This window comes from Streptomyces sp. NBC_00247 (assembly GCF_036188265.1).
Classification (GTDB): Bacteria; Actinomycetota; Actinomycetes; order Streptomycetales; family Streptomycetaceae; genus Streptomyces.
This window is the reverse complement of sequence record NZ_CP108093.1, coordinates 6785836-6808475: the sequence shown is the minus strand read 5'-3', so window position 1 is coordinate 6808475 and position 22640 is coordinate 6785836. Positions and strand designations below refer to the sequence as shown.

The window sequence follows — 22640 nt, the reverse complement described above, 5'->3', positions numbered from 1 at the left end:
ACAGCATCGGGGGCATCGCGCAGCGTCCGCAACCGAGATGCCCCTGGTTGGGCTGGGGTGATCACGACGGCGTCAGAGCCGTCCCGGACGGCTCCGCTCTCCGGGCTGAAGCCCGCGCGCGTCCGGGAAGTCGGGGACGGTTCCGCGTCGCGAAGGTGAGTACGCGGTCCGCGGGGGCCGGCCGTGGAGCCTTCGACCGCAGCCGGGGCACCGCGCGTCCTGCGACACCGCACCCGGTCCGCCTCCAGCCGACCGCCCCCCGAAAGCCCGTACGCACAAGCGGACTTCGGGGAATCGGGCGAAACTCTTGCGCGCCTCGCCCCGCCGGTTTAGCGTCTGTGCCACCCAAGCGCCCCTCCCCCCACTCGACGCCGGCTCTGAATTGTTAGCGCTAACAATTCCACTCCACGGCCTGACCTGCGACCACGCGAGGAACCGCGCCTCCCCGCTGCCCCCGACCGCGTGCGACACGGCCATGTCGCCGCACCGGGCGCAGCTCCGCGCCGACGGGCGCCCGGACGGACCCCGCTCGCCGGACGACGTACCCCGCACGCCGTCCGGACCTGGCTCCATGACCGAACGACGTACCCCTGTCCCAGGGGTCGTCAGGTGTGCGCGCACCGCTTTCCGCCCTTCCTGAACGTCCTGGTCCGGAGTTCTGTGCTGCCCTGCCGCCCTCCGCGTACCGGCCGTGTCCGTGCCCGAGGTCGTAGGGGCCACGGCGCCGGCGGAACGCTCAGGCGCCGGTCAGTCATGCCCTTCGGCGATTCCCCGGCCCATCAACGAAACGAGGACAGTGATGAAAGGACTCCGGTCCGTTTTCCGTCGCCGCGCAGCCGCGCTGACGGCGGCTCTGGTCGGCGTGCTCGTCGCCGGCACCCTCTCGGGCACCACGGTCTCCCAGGCCGCGACGTCCCAGCCCTGCGACCTGTACGCCGCCGGTGGCACTCCGTGCGTCGCCGCGCACAGCACCACCCGCGCGCTGTACGGCTCGTACAACGGGGCGCTGTACCAGGTGCGCCGCGCCTCGGACAGCACCACCCGTGACATCGGGGTGCTCAGCGCCGGAGGGTACGCCAACGCCGCCGCGCAGGACTCGTTCTGCGCGGGAACCAGCTGCGTCATCACGGTCGTCTACGACCAGACCGGCCGCAACAACCGCCTCACCCAGGCTCCCCCCGGCGGGTTCAGCGGCCCCGCCGCAGGCGGCTACGACAAGCTCGCCAACGCCACGATGGCGCCGGTCACCCTCAACGGCAACCGGGCCTACGGCGTCTTCGTCTCGCCCGGAACCGGGTACCGCAACAACGCGACGAACGGCATCGCGACCGGTGACAAGGCCGAGGGGATGTACGCGCTCTTCGACGGCACGCACTACAACGACGGCTGCTGCTTCGACTACGGCAACGCCGAGACCAACAGCCTCGACAACGGCAACGGCACCATGGAGGCCATCTACTTCGGCAACAGCAAGGGCTGGGGTTCGGGCGCCGGCAACGGCCCCTGGGTGATGGCCGACCTGGAGAACGGCCTGTTCTCCGGCGTCAACACCGGATACAACGCCAACGACCCCACCGTCAGTCACCGCTTCCTCACCGCGATCGTCAAGGGTGAGCCGAACCACTGGTCCATCCGCGCGGGCAACGCGCAGTCCGGTTCGCTCTCCACCTACTACAACGGGGTCCGGCCGAACGCCTCCGGCTACAACCCGATGAAGAAGGAGGGCGCGATCATCCTCGGCATCGGCGGCGACAACAGCGTCAGCGCGGCCGGTACTTTCTACGAGGGCGTCATGACCTCGGGCTATCCGACCGACGCCACCGAGAACGCAGTCCAGGCCAACGTCGTCGCGGCGGGTTACGCGCAGGGTTCGGGCGGCGGGACCGCCCTCAACAGCGGTTCCTCGGTGTCGCTCCGGGCGACCACCTCCTGCTGCACCACCAGCTACCTCAGCCACTCGGGGGCGAACGTCAACACCACGGTGGTCAGCTCCGCCAGCTCGGCCACCGACAAGGCGAACGCCTCCTGGATCGTCCGGCCCGGCCTGGCCAACAGCGCCTGCCGGTCCTTCGAGTCCAAGAACACGCCGGGCAGCTATCTGCGGCACCAGAACTACCAGCTCTACCTGCACTCCAACGACAACAGCGCGCTCTTCGCCAGTGACGCCACCTTCTGTTCGCAGGCGGGCGTGAACGGCCAGGGCAACTCACTGATCTCGTACAACTTCGCCGACCGCTACGTCCGCCACTACAACAACACCGGATACGTCGCCTCGAACGGCGGCTCCAACACCTTCGACGCCACCGCCCTCTGGCCGGACGACGTCAGCTGGGCGGTCGTCGCCGCCTGGACTCCCTGATCGCACGGGCCTGAACTCCCCCATCACGTGAGGAGCGGGCGGCCGCCCCCGGGGACGGCCGCCCGCTCTTCGCCGTGTCTCATTCGAAGAACTTGAGGCTCCATCCGGTGTCCGACGTCGCTCCCGGGACGTTGGCGCGGCTGTAGGTCGTACCGCCCCACCAGCAGAAAGACCCGGTGTACCAGTACCGGTTGGCCCACGAGTACGCCGTCCCCTTCGGGACCGCGTGGAACATCAGCGGAAACGTCGGGCCGGCCGGCGGGCTGGTGTTGATGTCACCGTCCAGCAGCACGAAGCTGTGGTGCCCGGGTCCGTTCACCTGCAGTGTGGGATCCCAGCCGGGATTCATCGTCGAGCCGTTCGAACCGAACAGGCACCCGTTCGACTTGTACCAGTCCCACACGTACGTCGGGTCGCCGCCGGCCCGCAGTCGCACTTCGGCCAGGCAGTACTGGTCGCTCCAGCTGCCGTTGGCCGAGTACACGATGTGCAGCTGGCCGTTCGGGTCCTTGATCGCCTCGGGTGCCTCGTTGATGTACGGGTTGCCGACCACCCGCTCCCAGCTCTCCCGGGGCTGCGAGATGACGTGACGCGCCCCGGTGGGCGTGGTGGGGCTGCTCATCCGGGCGATGTAGAGGTTCTGCTCGACGTTGGTGTCCCCGGCCCAGCCGGACCAGACGAACCAGCGCTGCCCGTTGAAGGTGAACATCGTGCCGTCGATGGCCCATTTGCCGTCGGGCAGGGCGAGTTGGGTCTCGGCGGTGTAGCCACTGTCGGCGGTCGCCGAGCTGATCACGTACATCCGGTGCGCGGCGCCGGCCCCGGCCGTGAAGTAGATGTAGTAGCGGCCGCCGTCCCGCACGAGCTCCGGAGCCCAGACCTCGCCGAGGCCGCGGGTGTCGGACCAGACCTGCCGCGCGGACGCGGACGCCAGGGCGGCCGTGGACGACGCCTGCCGCACGGCGATGCCGCCGCCGGTCGACTGTACGGAGACATAGGTGGAGCCGACCCGGATCACGCTCGGATCGGCGGCCCGCATGCTCGTCTGGGAAGCCCGGGCGGGCCCGGCCGACGACACGGACACCACGACCGTGAGGAGTCCCGCGAGAACGAGGGCGGCAAGGCCGTACATACGGCGGGTGAGATTCATGGTCCCCTTCCGTGGTTCGTCTGCGCTTCGACGCCGGGCGAGGACCGGCAAAGGGGCGCCGGGCCGCGTACGGCATCCGGCCGGGACCGCCGCGCAGGACGCCGCAGGGCGGTTCCTGCCGTGACTCCCCGACTCGTCGATCTCGCGCGCTCGCCGGGCTCCCCGGCTCACGCAACCCCTGACGAAGCGTCCTCACATGGATGTGAGAGCGCTCTCACAGCATCCGGAATGGTCCTGTCCATGTCAACATCCACGGCCGGTGGCGCCCCGTTCCACGAGCCGTCAGCCGACGTACCGTCGGGCCGTCCGCGCCACGCACCCAACTCCCCCGCCTCCGGGTCGAACTCGACTCGAAACGATCAGTTAGCCCGTTCGCCGTCCGGTGCCCGCCCCTCCTCGATTCCGCCCCGGAAGAAGGTGACCTGCGCAAACGGGAGGCCTGAGACGGAGTACCGGGCCTGACCGGGTGACATGGGCGTCGGCTCCCCGTGTTGCGGGCGTGACGGAGTGTCGGTTGCCTCGGACGCGGAGCACAGCGGAGGAGCCGCGCTGTCCGGCCGGGCCCCGCTCTCGATGGAGGAACCTCATGCGCAACACACGCACCGGTGCGGGTATCTGTCTGGCCGTAGGTCTGGTGGCCCTCACGGCTCCCGCCGCCGTGGCCGCGGACCCCGCCGGTGAGCAGACCATCCACATCAGCCCGGCGAGCGCCTCACCCGGTTCGCTGGTCACCGTCAGCACCCGGGCCTGCGGCAAGGAGACCTACGGCAAGGGCACCTCGGAAGCCGCGGGCGCGTTCCACCTCTTCGAGGGAAAGCGCAAGGGTGTCCTCGTCGGCGAGTTCGAAGTGCCGGACGACGCCCGGCCGGGCACCGACACGGTCACCGTGAAGTGCCCCCCGCGCATCTTGATGACGGACACCTACCGGATCGCCGACCGCACCCCCAGCGGCGGGGTCGCCGCCGGATTCAGCGTGCCCGTGAACCACGGCGCGCAGCTCGCCCTGGGAGGCGTCCTGCTCGCCGGGGCGGCGGCCGGGACCGCGTTCAGGCTGCGCCGCCGGGCGGCGTCGGCCCGCGGCTGACCGTACGACACCTGTCCGCGCGCCCCGAATCCCGTCGTGCTCCGGGGCGCGCGGACGTGCCGTTCCAACCGCCGCGAACAGAGGACACGCGATGGAAACCGGGCGCAGTACCAGAACGTCGCCCCAGCCGTTCCCGGCGGTGAAACACCTGGTCTGGGCCGTCGTGGCGGGTAGCGTGCTGGTGGTCAGCGGCATGCGGGACGACCGGCCGCCGCAGCCACCGCGCGCACCGGCGGTCGCCGCGCCTCCGCCACCGTCCGCCGCACCGCCCCTCGCAGCACCACCACCGGCGGCAGCCCCGGGCCCGGTGTACATGGCGTCGCGGTATCCGGTGCCCCCGCCGCCCTCCCTCGTACGCCGCTCCACCGCGCCGCCGGTGCTGCTCCCCCGGCCGCCCGTCCGGCCGGCGCCCCTGCGACCGGCGCCGGCGGGCCCAAGGCCGGGCGCGTCCGCCGGCCCGGCCCGTCCGGCGGGCCCCGTCGTACTGCCGCTTCCGCCGTCCCCGCCCGTACGGCTGCGCATCCCCGCGCTCAAGGTCGACTCGCCGATGATGAGGCTGGGGCTGGACGCGTCCGGCGCGCTGGAGACCCCGCCCGACAACGACCCGGTGCTCAGCGGCTGGTACACGGACGGGACGGTGCCGGGGGCGGTGGGCACCGCCATCACGACCGGCCATGTCGACACCCGGCTCGGGCCCGGCGTCTTCTTCCTGCTCGGCGCCCTGCGCGAGGGCGCCACCGTCGAGATCGTCCGGGCGGACCGGAGCGTCGCCGTGTTCACGGTGTACGCGGTCGACTCCTACAGCAAGAAGGACTTCCCCGACGAGAAGGTCTACGGCCCCTCGGACCGGCCGGAACTGCGGGTCATCACCTGCGGTGGCGAGTACGACAAGAAGTCCGGCTACCAGGAGAACGTCGTGGTCTTCGCGGCCCTGACCGGCTCTCGCTGACCACCCGCCGGTGACCACCCGCCGGTGACGGACTCCCGGCGAACGCACCGGTCCCCGGCGGCCCGGGGGGGGGCGCGCCGGGGACCGGTGTTTCCGGATCAGTTCCGGTGGAGCAGGGTCGTCACGGCCTTGTGGAGCGCGGCCTCCGGGTCGGGCGCCGCGTCCTGTGCGCGCCAGGCGACGAATCCGTCGGGGCGTACCAGCACGGCGCCCTGGGCGCAGGTGCCGTGGACGGCGGCCCAGTCGGCGCCGTCCACGGACCGCAGATCCGCGTCGGGGCCGGACCCGACCGTGAAGGCGTCCAGACGGATCGCCAGTCGCTTCGCCACCTGGCCGGCCGCGCCGCGCCACTCCGAGCTGTTCGCGTCGCAGAGCAGGACGAACGCCTGCTCGTAGAGGTCAAGCGTGGAGATCCGCTCGCCGTCGCGGTCGAGCCACATGTGCGGGGCACGGGTGCCGGGCTCGCCCGTCAGGCCGATGCCGTCGGGAACGACCGGCAGCTCCGGGTCCACCCCCAGGACCGCTCCCCGCACATAGCGGTAGCCGAGGGCGACGGAGAGCATGCCACCCTGCCGGCCGCCGCCGGGGCCTCCAGGACCGCCCTGTCCACCCGGACCGCCCCGTCCACCGGGACCACCGGGACTCCCCTGTCCGACCGGTCCGCCGGGCGGGCCGGCGTAGCCCGGGTGGCTGTGCTCCCCGGAACGGGCCGAAGCGCGCGCGCTCGTGGCCTTCGCCACCGGGAGCCGCTCCGCCTCGTACGTGTCCAGCAGCCCCGGACCGGCCGCCCCTCCGGTCACGGCCGCGAGCTTCCACGCCAGGTTGTGGGCGTCCTGGATGCCGGTGTTCGAGCCGAACGCCCCGGTGGGGGACATCTCGTGGGCGGAGTCGCCGGCCAGGAAGACCCGGCCGCAGGCGTACCTCTCGGCGACCCGCTCGGCCGCGTGCCAGGGGGCCTTGCCGGTGATCTCGACGTCGAGCTCCGGATCGCCCACCGCCCGGCGGATGTGCTCGGCGCACCGCTCGTCGGTGAAGTCCTCCAGTGTCTCGCCCCGGTCGGGCTGCCACGGCGCGTGGAAGACCCACCGCTCCTCGTTGTCGACCGGCAGCAAGGCCCCGTCCGCCGCCGGGTTGGTCAGGTAGCAGACGATGAAGCGCCGGTCGCCGACCACGGAGGCGAGGCGGCGGGAGCGGAAGGTGATGCTGACGTTGTGGAAGAGGTCTCCGGGGCCGGTCTGGCCGATGCCCAGCTGCTCGCGGATGGGGCTGCGGGGGCCGTCGGCCGCGACCAGGTAGTCGGCGCGCACCGTGGTGTGCTCCCCGGTCTCCCGGTCCTTGACGACGGCGGTGACTCCGTCCTGGTCCTGCTCGAAGGTGAGCAGCTCGGTGGAGAAACGCAGTTCGCTGCCCTGGGCCCGGGCGTGGTCGACCAGGACGGGCTCCAGGTCGTTCTGGCTGCACAGGCACCAGCCGCTCGGGCTGAACCGGGCGAGTCCGTTACCCGGGTCGATCTCCTTGAAGAGCCATTCCTGGTCGTCGCCGGTGAGCGAACCGGCTTGCAGGATGCCGTGATTGTCGGCGAGCACGGATGCCGCGTCCCGGATGAGCCGCTCCGCGCCGGCGCTGCGGAAGACCTCCATCGTGCGGACGTTGTTGCCCCGGCCCCGGGGGTGGGTCGAGGTGCTGCGGTGTTTCTCCACCAAGAGGTGGTCGATGCCGAGCCGGCTCAGGAAGAGAGAGGTGGACAACCCCACCAGGGAGCCGCCCACGATGAGGACCGGCACGCGGTGGTCGACGCTTTCGTTCATTCGATTGCTCCAGCTCAAAGGCATGGGGGACGCAGTGTCCATGCCCTGCCGGGAGTCGGTCGGCGGGGCTTGTGCCGACGCCTCACCTGAACGGTTCATAAATCTGGCGCCGCCCGTACCAGCGTTCCACGATCGGTCGCGGGAGCGGTGCGCGCGTCGCACGGGGCGGGACGTCACCCACCGGCAGGCAGGAACCTGCACGACTTCCACCGAAACCGGCCCATGACGGGCGGGACGGGACAGGAGAACGGAAAGCGATGACAATCCTCTCGGAACGGGTATCCCAGTCCGCCTTCGACGGTTCGAGGCTCCGGGTCATACTGCTCCTTGACCTGCACGACGGCGCCCAGAACCAGTTCCTGGAGGCGTACGAGCACATGCGCAACCAGGTCGCCTCGATTCCCGGACACATCAGCGATCAGCTGTGCCAGTCCATCGAGAACCCCTCTCAGTGGCTCATCACCAGCGAGTGGGAGAGCGCGCCGCCCTTCCTCACGTGGGTGAACAGCGAGGAGCACGTGGCGACGGTGCAGCCGCTGCACAGCTGCGTACGCGACACCCGCTCACTGCGCTTCAGCGTGCTGCGGGAGACCGGGGCCGCGTTCGAGAGCACTCCGGAGCACGCCAAGGGCCGGCTCCAGTCCGCGCCCCGTCTGGGCAACGGCGTCGTACGTCACGCGCTGACCTTCACGGTGAAGCCGGGCACGGAGGAGATCGTCGCGAAGATCCTCGCCGACTACGACTCCCCTCAGGCCCAGGTCAACGAGAACACGCGGCTGCTGCGCACCTCGCTCTTCATGCGCGGCAACCGTGTCGTGCGGGCGGTCGAGATCGAGGGCGACCTGATGGCGGCCCTGCGGCACGTCTCCCGCCAGCCTGAGGTCAGGGCCGTGGAGGAGGCGATCAACCCGTACCTGGAGCAGGACCGGGACCTGAGCGACTCCAACTCCGCCCGGCTGTTCTTCACCCGGGCGGCGCTCCCGGCCGTCCACCACGTGACGGCCGGCCGCCACGACGCCGCGGACGTCCAGCGGCACGCGCTGTTCTACCAGGCCAAGGAAGGCTGCGGCATGGCGCTGGCCCGGCTGTTCGCCGGCCAGGACGAAGAGGCCGCGGACGACGTCGCGAGCCCCGTCGAGAGCAGCACGATCTTCCAGCGCGACGACGTCGTGGTGCGGCTCCTCGAAGTGAGCGGCCCGCTCGACGCGCAGCCCACGCAGGCCCTGGGCATCGGCGGCGACCGCAAGGCGGCGATGCTCGAACGCCTCCTCGACGGCGGTTCGCAGGGCATGCCGAGAGACGACGCGGAGGCCGCGCGCTTCCTGGCCGACGCCGAGATGAACCTGATCACCGACCGTCGGTCCGCCGAGTCCTGACGCGTCACCGGCAACGGGGGGCGGCCCCGCCCTGCCGTCACACCTCACAACGTGCCTGGAGAAGAACAGCCATGACCATCCACCGGCATCGCATCGTGGATCTCAGCGAGACCCAGCCCAACCGCAGGCGCGGCGGCGACCTGCGCGCCATGCTCACCCCGACGGCGGTCGGAGCCACCAGCGGCTTCATGGGGCTGGCCCTCGTCGACCCCGGTGACCGGATCGGCGAGCACTACCACCCCTACTCGGAGGAGTTCGTCTACGTCGTCGCCGGACACCTCGAAGTGGACCTGGACGGCGAGACGTACCCCATGCGGCCCGATCAAGGTCTGCTGATCCCGCCGCACGTCCGCCACCGCTTCCGCAACGTGGGGGACGTGGAGGCTCGCATGGTCTTCCACCTGGGCCCGCTCGCCCCGCGGCCGGAACTCGGCCACGTCGACACGGAGGTCACCGAGGCCACGGAGGCGACCGAGCGGGCCGAGCGCGGAGCGCCGCCAGAACGAACGGCGGCGTCCTCATGACCCGGCGCGTGGCGGTCACCGGGGTCGGCGTCGTCGCCCCCGGTGGTATCGGCGCCCCCGCGTTCTGGGACCTGCTCGCCAACGGCCGTACGGCGACCCGCGGGATCACCCTGTTCGACCCGTCGCAGTTCCGGTCGCGGATCGCCGCCGAGTGCGACTTCGATCCCGTCGCCCACGGCCTGGACGCGGACCTGATCGCCCGCTCCGACCGGTACGTCCAGTTCGCGCTGGTGGCGGCCAGGGAGGCGCTGGGCGATGCCGGTCTCGACCTGGAGAAGGAGGACCCCTGGCGCATCGGGGTGTCCCTGGGCACGGCGGTCGGCGGCACCACACGGCTGGAGCACGACTACGTCGCGGTCAGCGAGGGCGGAGCGCGCTGGGACGTCGACCACCGGTCGGCCGGCGCCCACCTGGAGCGGGCGTTCGCGCCGAGCACCCTCGCCTCCGCGGTCGCGGAGGAAGTCGGTGCGCACGGGCCCGTACAGACCGTCTCCACCGGCTGCACCTCCGGTCTCGACGCGATCGGGTACGCCTTCCACTCCGTGGAGGAGGGCCGCGTGGACGTCTGCGTCGCGGGGGCGTCCGACACCCCGATCACCCCCATCACGGTGGCCTGCTTCGACGCCATCAAGGCGACCTCGGCGAACAACGACGACCCGGAGCACGCCTCCCGGCCGTTCGACGCACGCCGGGACGGGTTCGTGATGGGCGAGGGCGGTGCCGTCCTCGTCCTGGAGGAGCTGGAGCACGCACGGGCCCGCGGGGCGACCGTCTACTGCGAGATCTCGGGGTACGCCACCTTCGGCAACGCGTACCACATGACCGGGCTGACACCGGAAGGGCTGGAGATGGCCGAGGCCATCAACACCGCCCTCGCGCACGCCCGCCTCGACGGATCGCGGGTCGACTACGTCAACGCGCACGGTTCGGGCACCAAGCAGAACGACCGGCACGAGACGGCGGCGGTCAAGCGGGCTCTGGGCTCCCACGCCTACAAGGTGCCGATGAGCTCGATCAAGTCCATGGTCGGCCACTCGCTCGGCGCCATCGGGGCCATCGAGATCGCGGCGTGCGTGCTGGCCCTCAAGCACCAGACGGTGCCGCCGACGGCCAACTACGAGACCGCGGACCCCGAGTGCGATCTCGACTACGTACCGCGCACCGCACGGCCTCTCAAGCTGCGCAGTGTGCTGTCGGTCGGCAGCGGATTCGGGGGATTCCAGTCCGCCGTCGCCCTGACACGTTCGGGCGGGAGGACCTCATGAGCGCCCGGGCAGGCTCCGCGCACCGCGCCTGCGTCATCACCGGGATCGGTGTCGTCGCCCCCAACGGGACCGGCGCCGGCGCCTTCTGGAAACAGACCCAGGAGGGTGTCAGCGTCCTCGACCTGATCTCCCGCGAGGGGTGCGAGAACCTCCCGCTCAAGGTCGCGGGCGAGGTCAGGGACTTCGACCCGGTCGCTTTCATCGAAGAGCGCTTCCTCGTCCAGACCGACCGCTTCACGCACTATGCCATGGCCGCCGCCGATCTCGCCCTGAGCGACGCGCGGCTCGGCCGCGCCGACTACGAGGACGCGCCGTTCAAGGTGGGCGTGGTCACCGCCGCCGGTTCGGGAGGCGGCGAATTCGGCCAGCGCGAACTCCAGCGGCTGTGGGGGGAGGGCTCCCGTTTCGTCGGCCCGTACCAGTCCATCGCCTGGTTCTACGCGGCCAGCACCGGTCAGATCTCGATCCGGGGCGGCTTCAAGGGGCCGTGCGCCGTCGTGGCGAGCGACGAGGCCGGTGGTCTCGACGCACTGATGCACGCGGCGCGTTCCATCCGGCGGGGTACCGACGCCGTGGTGGTCGGCGCCGCCGAGGCGCCGCTCGCGCCGTACTCGGTGGTCTGCCAGCTCGGTTACGCCGACCTCAGCCTCAGCGACGAACCCACCCGCGCCTACCGGCCGTTCACCGCGGACGCCTGTGGATTCGTGCCCGCCGAGGGCGGCGGCATGCTGGTGGTCGAGGAGGAGGCTGCGGCCCGCGACCGCGGCGCCCGGGTACGGGCGGAGCTGGCCGGCCACGCGGCCACCTTCACCGGCGCGTCCCGCTGGGAGGAGTCCCGCGCGGGCCTGGCCCGTGCGATCGACGGGGCACTGCGGGAGGCCGGCTGCGCGCCGGAGGAGATCGACGTGGTCTTCGCGGACGCGCTCGGCGTGCCTTCGGCGGACCGGGCGGAGGCGCTGGCGATCGCCGACGCGCTCGGCGCGCACGGACGCCGGGTGCCGGTGACGGCACCCAAGACCGGGACCGGTCGCGCCTACTGCGGCGCGCCGGTGCTGGACACGGCAGCCGCCGTACTGGCCATGGAACACGGTCTGATCCCGCCGACGCCCAACGTCTTCGACGTGTGCCACGACCTGGACGTGGTCACCGGGCGTGCGCGCCCCGCCGAACTGCGCACGGCGCTGGTACTGAGCCGCGGCCTGATGGGGTCGAACTCGGCCCTCGTACTGCGCCGCCCCACCGACACCCCGCTGTGAGAAGGAGTGGTCCCCATGCCCGTTCAGCTGACGTACGAAGAGCTGGCCGCCCTGATGAAGAGCGGCGCCGGCCTCGACGCCGACGCCTCCGAGATGGCGAGCCGTCCCACATCGGCCTTCGAGGACTACGGCCTGGACTCGCTCGGCCTGCTGGGCATCGTGGCCGTGCTGGAGAACCGCTACGGCCACGCGCTGCCGGCCGACGCCGACCAGTGCAAGTCGCCCGCCGAGTTCCTCGACCTCGTCAACAACACCCTCGTGACAGGAGCCTGACGTGTCCGGACACACCGAGAACGAGATCATCATCGCCGCTCCGCTGGATCTCGTCTGGGAGACGACGAACGACCTGGAGAACTGGCCGCAGCTGTTCAGCGAGTACGCGGCCGTCGAGGTGCTGAAGCGGGAGGGGCAGAAGACGACCTTCCGCCTCACCATGCACCCGGACGACAACGGCAAGGTCTGGAGCTGGGTCTCGGAGCGCACCACCGACCGCCCGGGGCGCAACGTCCAGGCCCGCCGGGTCGAGCCCGGCCCGTTCCAGCACATGGACATCCGGTGGGAGTACACGGAGGTCCGGGGCGGTACGCGGATGCTCTGGCGGCAGGACTTCGCGATGCGCCCGGACGCCCCGGTCGACGACGCGTGGATGACGGACAACATCAACCGCAACTCCCGCGTCCAGATGGAGCTCATCCGCGACAAGATCGAGCAGCGCGACCGTGAGCGCCGCTCCGCGGCCGTACCCGCCAACTAGAGGCTGTCCGGTACTCGGCGGACCGCGGTCGCTCCGGTCCGCCACCGGCAACCCCTGACGCCCCGAAAGGCAGCCAGATGCACCACGCTCTGATCGTCGCCCGGATGGCTCCGGGTTCGGCTCCGGACATCGCGAAGCTGTTCGAGGCCTCCGACAACACGGACCTCCCCCACCTCGTCGGCGTGCACCGGCGCACGCTGTTCCAGTTCGGTGACGTGTACCTGCACCTGATCGAGTCCGACCGCCCTCCGGGCCCGGAGATCGCGAAGGTGACGGAGCACCCGGAGTTCAAGGCCATCAGCGACCGGCTCACCGCCTTCGTGAGCCCGTACGACCCGCAGACCTGGCGCGGTCCGAAGGACGCGATGGCCCAGCCGTTCTACACGTGGCAGCGGTAGGACTCGCTCCCGCGCACAGCGAAACGCCCCGGGTCCGGCACTTCGGTGCCGGACCCGGGGCGTTTCGGTCGCGCGGCCGGTTTACGGCACGGTGCACTCGAAGGCGTGGAGGTAGGCGTTGACCGGGTGGATCTCGCCCACCTGGAGGCCCGCCTCGGACATGCGTGCGAGCAAGCTCTCCCTGGTGTGCTTCGCTCCCCCGACGTTGAGCAGGAGCAGCAGGTCCATGGCGGTGGTGAACCGCATCGACGGGGTGTCGTCGACGAGGTTCTCGATGATCACCACGCGGGCGCCGGGGCGGGCCGCGGCGACGACGTTTCCGAGGGCCCTGCGGGTGCTCTCGTCGTCCCATTCGAGGATGTTCTTGATGATGTAGAGATCGACCTCGAACGGGATGTCCTCGCGGCAGTCACCTGCCACGATCCGCACCCGGTCGGCGAGCGGGCCGCCGTCCCGCAGCCGCGCGTCCGCGCGGGCCACGACGCCCGGCAGGTCCATGAGGGTTCCCCGGACCGAGGGGTGCTTCTCCAGCAGGCTGGCGAGCACGTGTCCCTGGCCGCCGCCGATGTCGGCGACGGAGGAGACGCCGGTCAGGTCGAGGAGTTCGGCGACGTCACGTGCGGACTGCACGCTGGAGGTGGTCATCGCCCGGTTGAACACGTGGGCGGACTCGCCGGCGTCCTGGTGGAGGTAGTCGAAGAAGCCCTTGCCGAAGGTCTCGGGAAAGACGCTCGTGCCGGAGCGCACCGCGTCCTCCAGACGCGGCCAGACGTCCCAGGTCCAGGGCTCGGTGCACCACAGGGAGATGTAGCGCAGGCTCTGGGGGTCGTCCTCGCGCAGCAGCCGGGACGTCTCGGTGTGGACGAACTTGCCGTCCTCCGTCTCGGCGAAGACGCCGTAGCAGGTCAGCGCTCGCAACAGGCGCCGCAGCGGTACGGGCTCGGCGTCCACCACGAGGGCGAGCTCGGCCGCGGAGGCCGGGGTCTCACCGAGGGCGTCCGCGACACCCAGCCGGGCCGCCGCGCGGACGGCCGCGGCGCAGGCCGCTCCGAAGGCGAGCTCCCGCAGGCGCATGGACGGCGGCGGGGCCGGGGTGCCCGCGTGGACGTGGGGCGCGGCGAGGGTGGAGGTGAGCGATGCCTTCTCGGGGCTGGTCTCGGGGGTGGGGCTCACGGTGGTCATGCCGTCTCGTTCCTCCTGGCGCGGGGGTGGTTGGTCATTCGGCGCACATCCCGGCCGGTACGGAGGTGGCGCAGGTGTTGCCGACGAAGGTGTTGCCGGTGCCCGAGGTGTCGCGGTCGGCGAGATCGGCCGGGCTGTTGCCGCTCACGAGGTTGTCCTGGACGGTGTTGTCGGTGTTGAGGGCGCCCACGAAGCTCTTGAGGAGCAGGATGCCGCCGGAGAAGTCGGTGGAGCCCGCGTTGTCCTGGATGACGTTGGACCGCACCACCGTGCTCTCGCTGCCGGTCAGGACGATGCCGGACCCCTGGATCGCCGAGAGGCGCGGGGTCGCCGCGCAGAGCTTGTTGTTCTTCACGATGCGGTTGCCGCTGATCGTCATCGCACCGGCCGCGGGCTTGGACTCGTCGCCCACGACGAAGATCCCGCTGCAGTTGCCGGTGATGGTGTTGTCGTCGATCAGGAGGTTCCTGACCCGACGTACGGTGACGCCGATGCGGTTGCCGCTCACCGCGTTGTCCGCGATGGTCGTCCCGCCGGTGTCCGTGGCTCCGCCCTCCTCGTTGACCGCGTTCGCGACGAAGATTCCCGCGTCGCCGTTGCCGGTGGCGGTGTTGCGCCTGATGTCGGCGCGGGTCGAGTGCTCCTGGGCGATGCCCCAGGTCCCGTTGTCCCGGGCGGTCACCCTGCGGACGGAGAGCCCGTCGGTCCGGGACGCCCAGACTCCGTTCTTGGTGAAGCCGGTGACGGTGAGCGCGCGGATCCGGACGCCGTCGACGGGGTTCTTCTCGGTACCCACGACGCAGACGCCGTTGCCGCCCGCCGCACACGCGTTGACCGCCCTCGGCCCCTTGGCGGCGGCGGGAGCTCCCTGTGTGGTCTTGGCGGGCGTCGTCCCGGCGGGCGCCTCGGCGGATGTCCCGGCGGGTGCCTCGGCGGATGTCCCGGCCGCCTGGGGTGCGAGAACCGTACGCTCGCCCGTTCCGCGCAGCGTCAGGCCCGGCGTGGTGATCAGCACACTCTCGCGGTAGGTGCCGGGCAGGACGACGACGGTGTCGCCGGGGCGGGCGGCGTCGACCGCCTCCTGGATCGATTCTCCTGGGTGCACCACGTGTTCGTGGTGTCCGGACGCTGCCGTGGGAACGGCCGAGAGCCCCAGGACGGTTGCCGTGACGGCCGTGACGCCCGCCAGGCATTTCATGTGTTTTGTTCTCATGAGCCGAAGCTATGGGCGATCAACCGCCGACGCCACGCAGGGTGAGCGAGTGGATACAACGCGCGCCCCTGAATGGCTTACAGGTGCGTCCCGCCACCCCCGCCCGCCCCTGCCGTGCCGGAACACCCGGCGGGCTCAGTGGGCGTCCCCCGTCGTGGACGAGGTGATGATGTCTCCGTGCGCGAAGTCCCCCGGAGGGATTCCCGGATGGTGCCCCTCGGACCCCGGACGCGGGGCGGAGGTCCCCAGCGCCAGCCGGGAGACGATCCGGTAGCGGTCGCCCCGGTAGAGGGAGTGCACGTACTCGACGGGCCGGCCCGCCGTGTCGGTGGTGAGTCGCTCGATCAGCAGGGCGGGCGAGAGTACCGGCATGTCGAGGACCGCGGCCTCGGCCTCGTTGATGACGGTCGGCTCGATGGACTGGACCGCCTGGTCGACGTGGACGTGGTGGTGCTCGCGCAGGTGGTCGTAGAGGTCCCCCGCCTCCAGCTCCTGCGGGGTGAGGGAGGGGACGAGCTCCGCCGGGATGTGCAGGTGCTCGATCGCCATCGGCGAGCCGTCGACCAGCCGCAGGCGGGCTATGTAGAGCACCTCGGCGGCGGGTGACACCCGCAGCTTGCGGCCGATGCGCGCTCCGGCACGGATCGTGTCGAGCTGCAGGAGTCTGCTGGACCAGGTACCGGCCGCCCGGGGCACCACGAAGGCCGCGTCGTCCGAGACGAGTTCCTGGGTGATCTTGGCCGGGGCCACGAACATGCCGCGCCCGTGCTCCCGTACGAGCTGCCCGGTGGCGACGAGTTCGTCCACCGCCGCCCGCAACGTGGGGCGGGACACACCGAGTTCCGCGCTGAGCGTGCGCTCCGAGGGGATGGCGTCCCCGGGCCGCCGCACCTCGATCAGACCGAGGAGGTGCTCACGGACCCGCTCCCGTTTGAGTACGCCACCTGAGCCTGAGGAGCTGTTCTGCATGGATCTGACCTTTCCGCCTCTTCGTCGGCAACTGGTTCGGTGGTAAGTGATGAATGGAGCACCCCGGAGTCTACAACGCACCCAACTGCCCTTATTACTTCGAGGGTTGACGTCATCACTGGTCTATGCCACCTTCTAGCCACGCCGTTGCCCAGTTGACCAATTGGTCAACTCCCATTCGAGGTGAATCCAGTGAAGATCCGCTTCATCCCGACCGCGGTCGCCCTGGCGGCCACCTGCGCGCTCACCGCGTGCGACAGCTCCTCGTCCGGGTCCGACCAGTCGGACGGACCCGCCACGCTCACCGTGTGGATCATGAAGGACAGCGTCTCCGACGCCTATCTCCAGCGGTTCGAGAAGGACTTCGAGACCCAGCACCAGGGAACCGACCTGGACATCCAGATACAGGAGTGGGACGGGATCGGCGAGAAGATCACCGCCGCGCTCGCCAGCAAGGACGCCCCGGACGTGCTGGAGGTGGGGAACACCCAGGTCGCGCAGTACGCACAGAGCGGCGGCGTGCTCGATCTCAGCGACAAGGTGTCGGATTTGCAGGGGGCCGACTGGCTGCCCGGCCTCGCCGAGCCGGGGAAGGTCGACGGGAAGCAGTACGGCATCCCCTGGTACGCGGCGAACCGCGTGGTGATCTACAACAAGGACCTCTTCGCGAAGGCCGGCGTCACCGCGCCGCCCACGACCCGCGAGGAGTGGCTGGAGACCACCGGCAAGCTCGACATGGGCGGCACCCAGGGCATCTACCTCCCCGGGCAGAACTGGTACACCCTGGCCGGCTTCGTGTGGGAGGAGGGCGGCGAGCTGGCGGTGAAGGACGGCAACACCTGGCGGGGCGCGCTCGACAGTCCCGAGGCGCTCAAGGGCATGGAGTTCTACAAGCGGCTCCAGGCTCTGGGCAAGGGGCCCAAGGACTCCGACGAGGCCAAGCCTCCCCAGGCGGACGTCTTCGCCAAGGGCGACGTCGCCCAGATCATCGCCGTGCCCGGTGGCGCGAAGATCGTGGAGCAGGCGAACCCGGCGCTCGCGGGCAAGCTCGGCTTCTTCCCGATCCCCGGCAAGACGGCCGGGAAGCCGGGGGCGACCTTCACCGGCGGCTCCGACCTCATCGTCCCGGTCGCCTCGGCACACCAGAAGGCCGCGTACGAGGTGATCGCGGCGCTCGCCGGGGAGAAGGAGCAGACCGAACTCGCCCGCACCATGAGCTACGTGCCCAACCGGACGTCCCTGGCCGGTGTGCTCAAGGACGACGAGGGCGACGCGGCGATGGCTGCCGCCGCCGCGCAGGGGCGCGCCACGCCCAACTCCCCCGAGTGGGCCGCCGTCGAGGCGACCAACCCGGTCAAGGAGTACATGACGGCCGTGCTCACCGGGACCGACCCGGCGAAGGCGGCGAAGACCGCGTCCGACGCCATCAGCAAGACCCTCAACCCGTGAGCCGGACACCGATCGAGGGGGCGGGCGCGTGACGCGGACCGCGGACCGGCTCGAAACGGCGAAGACCGTACCGGCCGGCCCCACCGCCCCTATGGACGCTTCCCGGGCCCGCGGGCGGGGCGGACGTCGCGCCGGCGTGCCGGCCACCCTGTGGCCGTATCTGCTGATCGCGCCCACCGTGATCGGGTTCGCCTTCCTGCTGGCCTATCCCCTCGCCCGCAACCTGCTGATCTCCTTCCAGCACTACGGCATGGCGGAACTGATCCGCGGGAACGCGGACTTCGCGGGCCTGGGGAACTACTCGGCGATCCTGCGGGACGGTGAGTTCTGGCAGGTGGCGCGGCGCACCCTCTGGTGGACCACGGTCAACGTCACGCTCATCATGGTGATCGGCACGGGCGTCGCGCTGATGCTGCAACGGCTCGGCAAGCGGATGCGGACCCTGGTCCTCGTGGGGCTGGTGCTCGCCTGGGCGAGTCCGGTGATCGCCACCACCACGGTCTTCCAGTGGCTCTTCTCCTCCCGGCTCGGAGTGGTCAACTGGGTGCTGGTCCGGCTGGGGTTCGACTCCTTCCAGGACTACTCCTGGTTCGCGCACGGTACGGCCGCCTTCACCGTCCTGGTGCTGCTCGTGGTGTGGCAGTCGGTGCCGTTCGTCGCCATCACCCTGCACTCCGCGCTGACCACGGTCCCGGCCGAACTCTTCGAGTCCGCCCGGATCGACGGGGCCGGCGGCTGGCGGATCTTCCGCTCCGTCACCCTGCCGGTCCTGCGGCCGATCTTCGGTCTGGTGCTGAGTCTGGAAGTCATCTGGGTCTTCCGGTGCTTCGCGCAGATCTGGGCGGTCACCAAGGGCGGGCCGAGCGGCGCGACCACCACCCTGCCCGTCTACGCCTACCAGGTCGCCCAGTCCCTGCACCGCTACGACCTCGGGGCCGCGGCGGCGACCCTGACGGTGCTGGTCCTGATCGGCGCGCTGATCCTCTACTTCCGCCAGATGTTCCGTCAGGAGGCCGAGCTGTGAGCGCCCGTCCCGTCCGCGTGGTCCTGCGCGGGCTGCCCCTGAAGGCCGGGGCGCTGGTCGTCTTCGGCTTGAGCGTCTTCCCCGTCTACTGGATGATCCTCACCGCGTTCAAGCCGACCTCGGACATCCAGGCCGAGACACCCGTGTTCCTGCCCACCTCGCTGACGCTGGAGCACTTCTCCGACGCGGTGACGGCCGACGGCTTCTGGTCGTTCTGGCGCAACAGCCTCCTCGTCACCACCGGCTGCGTGCTGCTGGCCCTCGTCGTCGCCCTCGGCGCGGCGTTCGCGGTGGCCCGGATGCGCTGGAGAGGCCGGCGGGGCTTCGTCCTCATGGTGTTCGTCGCGCAGGTCGCCCCCTGGGAGGCGCTGCTGATCCCGATGTACGTCATCGCCCGCGACACCGACATGCTCGACCGGCTCACGACCCTGACCCTCGTCTACTTCATGATCACGCTCCCGTTCACCATCGTGACCCTGCGGAGCTTCCTCTCCGCCATCCCCGCCGAACTGGAGGAGGCGGCCCAGGTGGACGGCTGTACCCGGGCCGCCGCTTTCCGCCGGGTCACCTTCCCCCTGCTGGCGCCGGGGCTGCTCGCCACCTCCCTCTTCGGCTTCATCACCGCCTGGAACGAGTTCGCCTTCGCCAACATGCTGATCATCAAGAACCAGGACGACCGGACCCTGCCCGTCTGGCTCTCCTCGTTCTCGAACGTCTTCGGCACCGACTGGGGCGCCACCATGGCCGCCTCCACCCTCTTCGCGCTGCCCGTCCTCGTCCTCTTCCTCGTTCTCCAGCGACGGGTCGCCACCGGTATGACCGGTGGCGCGGTCAAGGGATAGGAGAAACCGTGTCCATGCCCCCCACCGGTCTCGGCCTCGTACCGGGCCCCTTACGGCTCCATCTGCGACGGGGCCGGTTCACCTTCGACGCCGCGACGGCGATCCGCGCCACCCCGGGCACCGAGCCCGCCGCCCTGCTGCTGCGTACCCTGCTCGCCCCGGCGACCGGGCTGCCCCTGCCCCTCGCGGACGACGGCCGGGTCGTCCTCGCCCTCGACCCCGGGCTCACCGGGCTCGGCGACCAGGGCTACGGACTGACCGTCAGCGAGGACGCCGTCCTGCTGCGGGCGGCCCGGCCGGAGGGGCTGCTGCACGGCGTCCAGACCCTCCGCCAGCTTCTCCCGCCCGCCGTCCTCTCGGCCGCCCCGGTGCGCGGCACGCCGTGGTCGGTCCCCTGCCTGGAGACGACGGACGTGCCGCGGTTCGCCTGGCGCGGGGCGATGCTCGACGTGGCCCGTCACTTCCAGCCCGTCTCGTTCCTGCGGCGCTTCACGGACCTGCTCGCCCTCCACAAGCTGAACGTGCTGCACCTGCACCTCACCGACGACCAGGGCTGGCGGATGCCGGTCGGCGCCTGTCCCCGGCTCACCGAGGTCGGTGGGGTGCCGCACGGGGGCGCGTACACCCGCCGGGAGCTGACGGACCTGGTGGCGTACGCCGCCGACCGGGGGGTGACCGTCGTCCCGGAGATCGAGATGCCCGGTCACGTCCGTGCCGCCCTCGCCGCCTACCCGCACCTCGGGAACTTCCCGGACAGGCGGCTGGAGGTCTGGGACCGCTACGGCGTGTGCGACACCGTCCTGGGCGTCCACGACGAGGCCCTCGACTTCTGCCGGACCGTACTCGGCGAGGTCATGGAGGTCTTCCCCTCGCCGTACATCCATGTCGGCGGCGAGGAGTGCCCGACCGGCGAGTGGCGCACCTCGCCCTCCGCGCTGCGGCGCGTCGCGGACGAAGGGCTGGCCGGCCCCGAGGCGCTCCGCGGCTGGCTGATGGAGCGGGTCGGGGCGTTCCTGACCGAGCACGGCAGGCGCCCGCTCGGCTGGACCGAGCACGGGGACGACCTGCCGGAGTCGTTCACCGTACTGGCCTGGCGGGACCAGGAGCACGGGCTCGCGGCCGCGCGCAACGGCCACCCGGTCATCATGGCGCCGCACCGCTCCACCTACCTGGACTACCCGCAGTCCACGCACCCGCAGGAGCCGCCGGGCCAGCCCGGCTTCTCCGTGGACCTGCCCACCGTCTACGCCACCGACCCCGCGCCGGCCCACTGGGACGCGGCGGACTCCGCACAAGTCCTCGGAACCCAGGCTCAGTTGTGGACCGAGTACGTGCCCACCGCAGCGCACGCCGAGTACCTCGTCTTCCCCCGGCTGTGCGCCCTGGCCGACACCGCCTGGTCCGGCGGCCGCGACTGGGACGGATTCCGGACGCGGCTGGACCACCACAGAACCCGGCTCGACACCCTCGGCGTGCCGAGCCGTCCCTCCACGCTCCACCATCCCGAGAGGAATTCCAGGTGACGAGCACCAGCACGAGCAGAAGAGCACGCACCCCCCGCCGCGGCGTCTCCCGCGTCCGCGTCGCACTGGCCGCCACCGCACTGGCGGGCCTCGGCTGCGCCACCCTGGCGGCCGTTCCCGCCACCGCGGCCGGCGAGCCGTTGACGATCCAGTACCGCCAGAGCTCCACCGGCTCCGACCAGGCGGAACCCTGGTTCAAGGCTGTCAATACCGGCAGCGCGTCCGTCTCCCTCGCCCAGGTCAAGATCCGCTACTACTTCAAGGCGGACTCCGGGGCCTCGTACACCTACGCCTGCTCCTGGGCGGTCAAGGGGTGCGCGAACATCACCGGGACCTTCGGCACCCTGGCCAACCCCACCGCGACGGCCGACCGGTACCTGGAGATCGGCTTCACCGCCGGCGCCGGCTCGCTCGCACCGGGCGCGGACACCGGAGACATGCAACTGCGCTTCTACCGCTCCAACTGGCAGTCGCTGAACCAGGCCGACGACTACTCCTTCGGATCCGGGCAGACCTCGTACGCCAACTGGTCCAAGGTCACGGCGACCGTCGGCGGCACCCAGGTGTGGGGCACGGCGCCCACCGGCAACGACCCGGGTACCGACCCGACGGACCCGACCGACCCGCCCACGGGCGGGCCCCGGCTGTTCGACGACTTCGACTACACCTCGTACAGCGACCCGGCGATCGGCGCCCACGGCTGGAACGTGCGTTCCAACTCGGGCGGTCCCGGGGTGCCGGGCGCGAGCTGGCCGGCCGAGAACGTCACCTTCGCCAAGGAGGGGACCAACTCGATCATGAACCTGGAGACCTCCACCGCGGGTACGGCGGAGAGCACCGAGCAGAGCGAAGTCCTCACCAAGGCGACGAAGTTCCGCAACGGCACCTACGCGGCGCGGGTCCGGTTCGCCGACGCCCCGAAGTCCGGGCCGGACGGGGACCACCTCGTCAGCACCTTCTTCACCATCAACGACCTCAAGGCCCCGATGGCCGACGACTACGCCGAGTACGACTTCGAGTACCTGCCCAACGGCGGCTGGGGCGAGCCCTCCAACATCCTCTACACCACGTCCTGGGAGACCTACCGCCCCGACCCGTGGGAGGCGGTCAACCAGCACTCGGAATCACGGACCAGCTACGCGGGCTGGCACGACCTCGTGCTCACCATCGACAACACCGCCATCGTCTACTACATCGACGGCGTCGAGTTCGGCCGCCACGACTCCCGCTACCTGCCGGAGCGGCCCATGTCCATCAACTTCAACCAGTGGCTGATCGACCTCGCGGGCCAGACCAGCACCACCCCGCGCGCCTACGACCAGAAGGTCGACTGGGTGCTGCACGTCAAGGACCAGGTGCTGACCCCGGCCCAGGTCACCGCGGAGATCGCCGCCTACCGGGCGGCGGGCACCGCCTTCGAGGACACCGTGCCGGCGGCCTGATGTCCCCGTCCTTCCCGCCGTACCCGACCCCTCCGGCGGAAAGGACTGGCCCGGTGTTCCACCCGGGGGACGG

Annotated in this window: 20 protein-coding genes; 15 read left to right on the top strand and 5 right to left on the bottom strand. The window is 70.9% G+C overall.

Features of this window, described 5'->3' with window-relative positions:
- Window positions 1-799: 799 nt before the first annotated feature.
- A complete protein-coding gene (locus OHT52_RS29185; RefSeq protein WP_328723167.1) occupies window positions 800-2359 on the top strand; it encodes an alpha-L-arabinofuranosidase B in 1560 nt (519 codons plus the stop codon).
- A gap of 79 nt (window positions 2360-2438) precedes the next feature.
- On the opposite strand, the gene OHT52_RS29180 is transcribed toward OHT52_RS29185, so the two are convergent.
- Window positions 2439-3509 carry a glycoside hydrolase family 43 protein gene (locus tag OHT52_RS29180; protein WP_328723166.1) on the bottom strand — a complete coding sequence of 357 codons (1071 nt, stop codon included), beginning with the start codon at window positions 3507-3509 and terminating at the stop codon, window positions 2439-2441.
- 586 nt (window positions 3510-4095) lie between these two features.
- Between OHT52_RS29180 and OHT52_RS29175 the strand changes: the two genes are divergently transcribed.
- Together OHT52_RS29175 and OHT52_RS29170 are read left to right on the top strand one after the other, a co-directional pair.
- Window positions 4096-4593 carry a sortase gene (locus OHT52_RS29175; protein WP_328723165.1) on the top strand — a complete coding sequence of 166 codons (498 nt, stop codon included), beginning with the start codon at window positions 4096-4098 and terminating at the stop codon, window positions 4591-4593.
- A gap of 91 nt (window positions 4594-4684) precedes the next feature.
- Window positions 4685-5542, top strand: coding sequence for a class F sortase (locus OHT52_RS29170; RefSeq protein ID WP_328723164.1), 858 nt, complete (start codon window positions 4685-4687; stop codon window positions 5540-5542).
- Between the two features lie 98 nt (window positions 5543-5640).
- Here the strand turns inward: OHT52_RS29170 and OHT52_RS29165 are convergent, their stop codons facing one another.
- Window positions 5641-7350 carry an FAD-dependent oxidoreductase gene (locus OHT52_RS29165; protein WP_328723163.1) on the bottom strand — a complete coding sequence of 570 codons (1710 nt, stop codon included), beginning with the start codon at window positions 7348-7350 and terminating at the stop codon, window positions 5641-5643.
- A 257-nt stretch (window positions 7351-7607) separates the two neighbouring features.
- Between OHT52_RS29165 and OHT52_RS29160 the strand changes: the two genes are divergently transcribed.
- The 7 genes from OHT52_RS29160 to OHT52_RS29130 all read left to right on the top strand — a co-directional run bounded on the left by OHT52_RS29160 (window position 7608) and on the right by OHT52_RS29130 (window position 12923).
- Entirely contained in the window at window positions 7608-8726 is a 1119-nt protein-coding gene (locus OHT52_RS29160) for a SchA/CurD-like domain-containing protein (RefSeq protein WP_328723162.1), read from the top strand.
- 71 nt (window positions 8727-8797) lie between these two features.
- Window positions 8798-9250, top strand: coding sequence for a cupin domain-containing protein (locus OHT52_RS29155; protein WP_328723161.1), 453 nt, complete (start codon window positions 8798-8800; stop codon window positions 9248-9250).
- The gene (locus OHT52_RS29150) at window positions 9247-10515 is read left to right on the top strand and encodes a beta-ketoacyl-[acyl-carrier-protein] synthase family protein (RefSeq protein ID WP_328723160.1); all 1269 of its coding nucleotides are present in this window, start codon (window positions 9247-9249) and stop codon (window positions 10513-10515) included. Before OHT52_RS29155 ends, OHT52_RS29150 begins: the two co-directional genes overlap by 4 nt.
- Entirely contained in the window at window positions 10512-11771 is a 1260-nt protein-coding gene (locus OHT52_RS29145; protein ID WP_328723159.1) for a ketosynthase chain-length factor, read from the top strand. Before OHT52_RS29150 ends, OHT52_RS29145 begins: the two co-directional genes overlap by 4 nt.
- 15 nt (window positions 11772-11786) lie before the next feature.
- Window positions 11787-12044: an acyl carrier protein gene (locus OHT52_RS29140; protein WP_328723158.1), complete on the top strand. Its 258-nt coding sequence runs from the start codon at window positions 11787-11789 to the stop codon at window positions 12042-12044.
- A gap of 1 nt (window position 12045) precedes the next feature.
- Window positions 12046-12525 (top strand): SRPBCC family protein, encoded by a 480-nt coding sequence (locus tag OHT52_RS29135; protein WP_328723157.1) that lies wholly within the window; start codon window positions 12046-12048, stop codon window positions 12523-12525.
- Between the two features lie 77 nt (window positions 12526-12602).
- Window positions 12603-12923, top strand: coding sequence for a TcmI family type II polyketide cyclase (locus OHT52_RS29130; protein WP_328723156.1), 321 nt, complete (start codon window positions 12603-12605; stop codon window positions 12921-12923).
- Window positions 12924-13004: 81 nt separating this feature from the next.
- Here OHT52_RS29130 and OHT52_RS29125 read toward each other — a convergent pair whose 3' ends face one another.
- From OHT52_RS29125 to OHT52_RS29115, 3 genes are all read right to left on the bottom strand, one after another.
- Window positions 13005-14105: a methyltransferase gene (locus OHT52_RS29125; protein ID WP_328723155.1), complete on the bottom strand. Its 1101-nt coding sequence runs from the start codon at window positions 14103-14105 to the stop codon at window positions 13005-13007.
- Window positions 14106-14139: 34 nt separating this feature from the next.
- Entirely contained in the window at window positions 14140-15318 is a 1179-nt protein-coding gene (locus tag OHT52_RS29120; protein WP_328723154.1) for a right-handed parallel beta-helix repeat-containing protein, read from the bottom strand.
- Between the two features lie 135 nt (window positions 15319-15453).
- Window positions 15454-16287, bottom strand: a complete 834-nt coding sequence (locus OHT52_RS29115) for a GntR family transcriptional regulator (RefSeq protein WP_328723153.1) — start codon at window positions 16285-16287, stop codon at window positions 15454-15456.
- A gap of 192 nt (window positions 16288-16479) precedes the next feature.
- Here OHT52_RS29115 and OHT52_RS29110 point away from each other — a divergent pair, with 192 nt between their 5' ends.
- The 5 genes from OHT52_RS29110 (at window position 16480) to OHT52_RS29090 (ending at window position 22567) form a co-directional block, all read left to right on the top strand.
- A complete protein-coding gene (locus OHT52_RS29110) occupies window positions 16480-17736 on the top strand; it encodes an extracellular solute-binding protein (protein ID WP_328723152.1) in 1257 nt (418 codons plus the stop codon).
- A gap of 91 nt (window positions 17737-17827) precedes the next feature.
- Complete coding sequence (locus tag OHT52_RS29105; RefSeq protein WP_328723955.1) at window positions 17828-18760, top strand: carbohydrate ABC transporter permease; 933 nt, start codon at window positions 17828-17830, stop codon at window positions 18758-18760.
- Complete coding sequence (locus tag OHT52_RS29100) at window positions 18757-19602, top strand: carbohydrate ABC transporter permease (protein ID WP_443046702.1); 846 nt, start codon at window positions 18757-18759, stop codon at window positions 19600-19602. The genes OHT52_RS29105 and OHT52_RS29100 overlap by 4 nt, the downstream gene beginning before the upstream one ends.
- A gap of 14 nt (window positions 19603-19616) precedes the next feature.
- Window positions 19617-21125, top strand: a complete 1509-nt coding sequence (locus tag OHT52_RS29095) for a beta-N-acetylhexosaminidase (RefSeq protein ID WP_328723951.1) — start codon at window positions 19617-19619, stop codon at window positions 21123-21125.
- On the top strand, window positions 21122-22567 hold the full coding sequence (locus OHT52_RS29090; protein ID WP_328723151.1) for a cellulose binding domain-containing protein: 1446 nt from the start codon (window positions 21122-21124) through the stop codon (window positions 22565-22567). The genes OHT52_RS29095 and OHT52_RS29090 overlap by 4 nt, the downstream gene beginning before the upstream one ends.
- The last annotated feature ends 73 nt before the right edge of the window (window positions 22568-22640 follow it).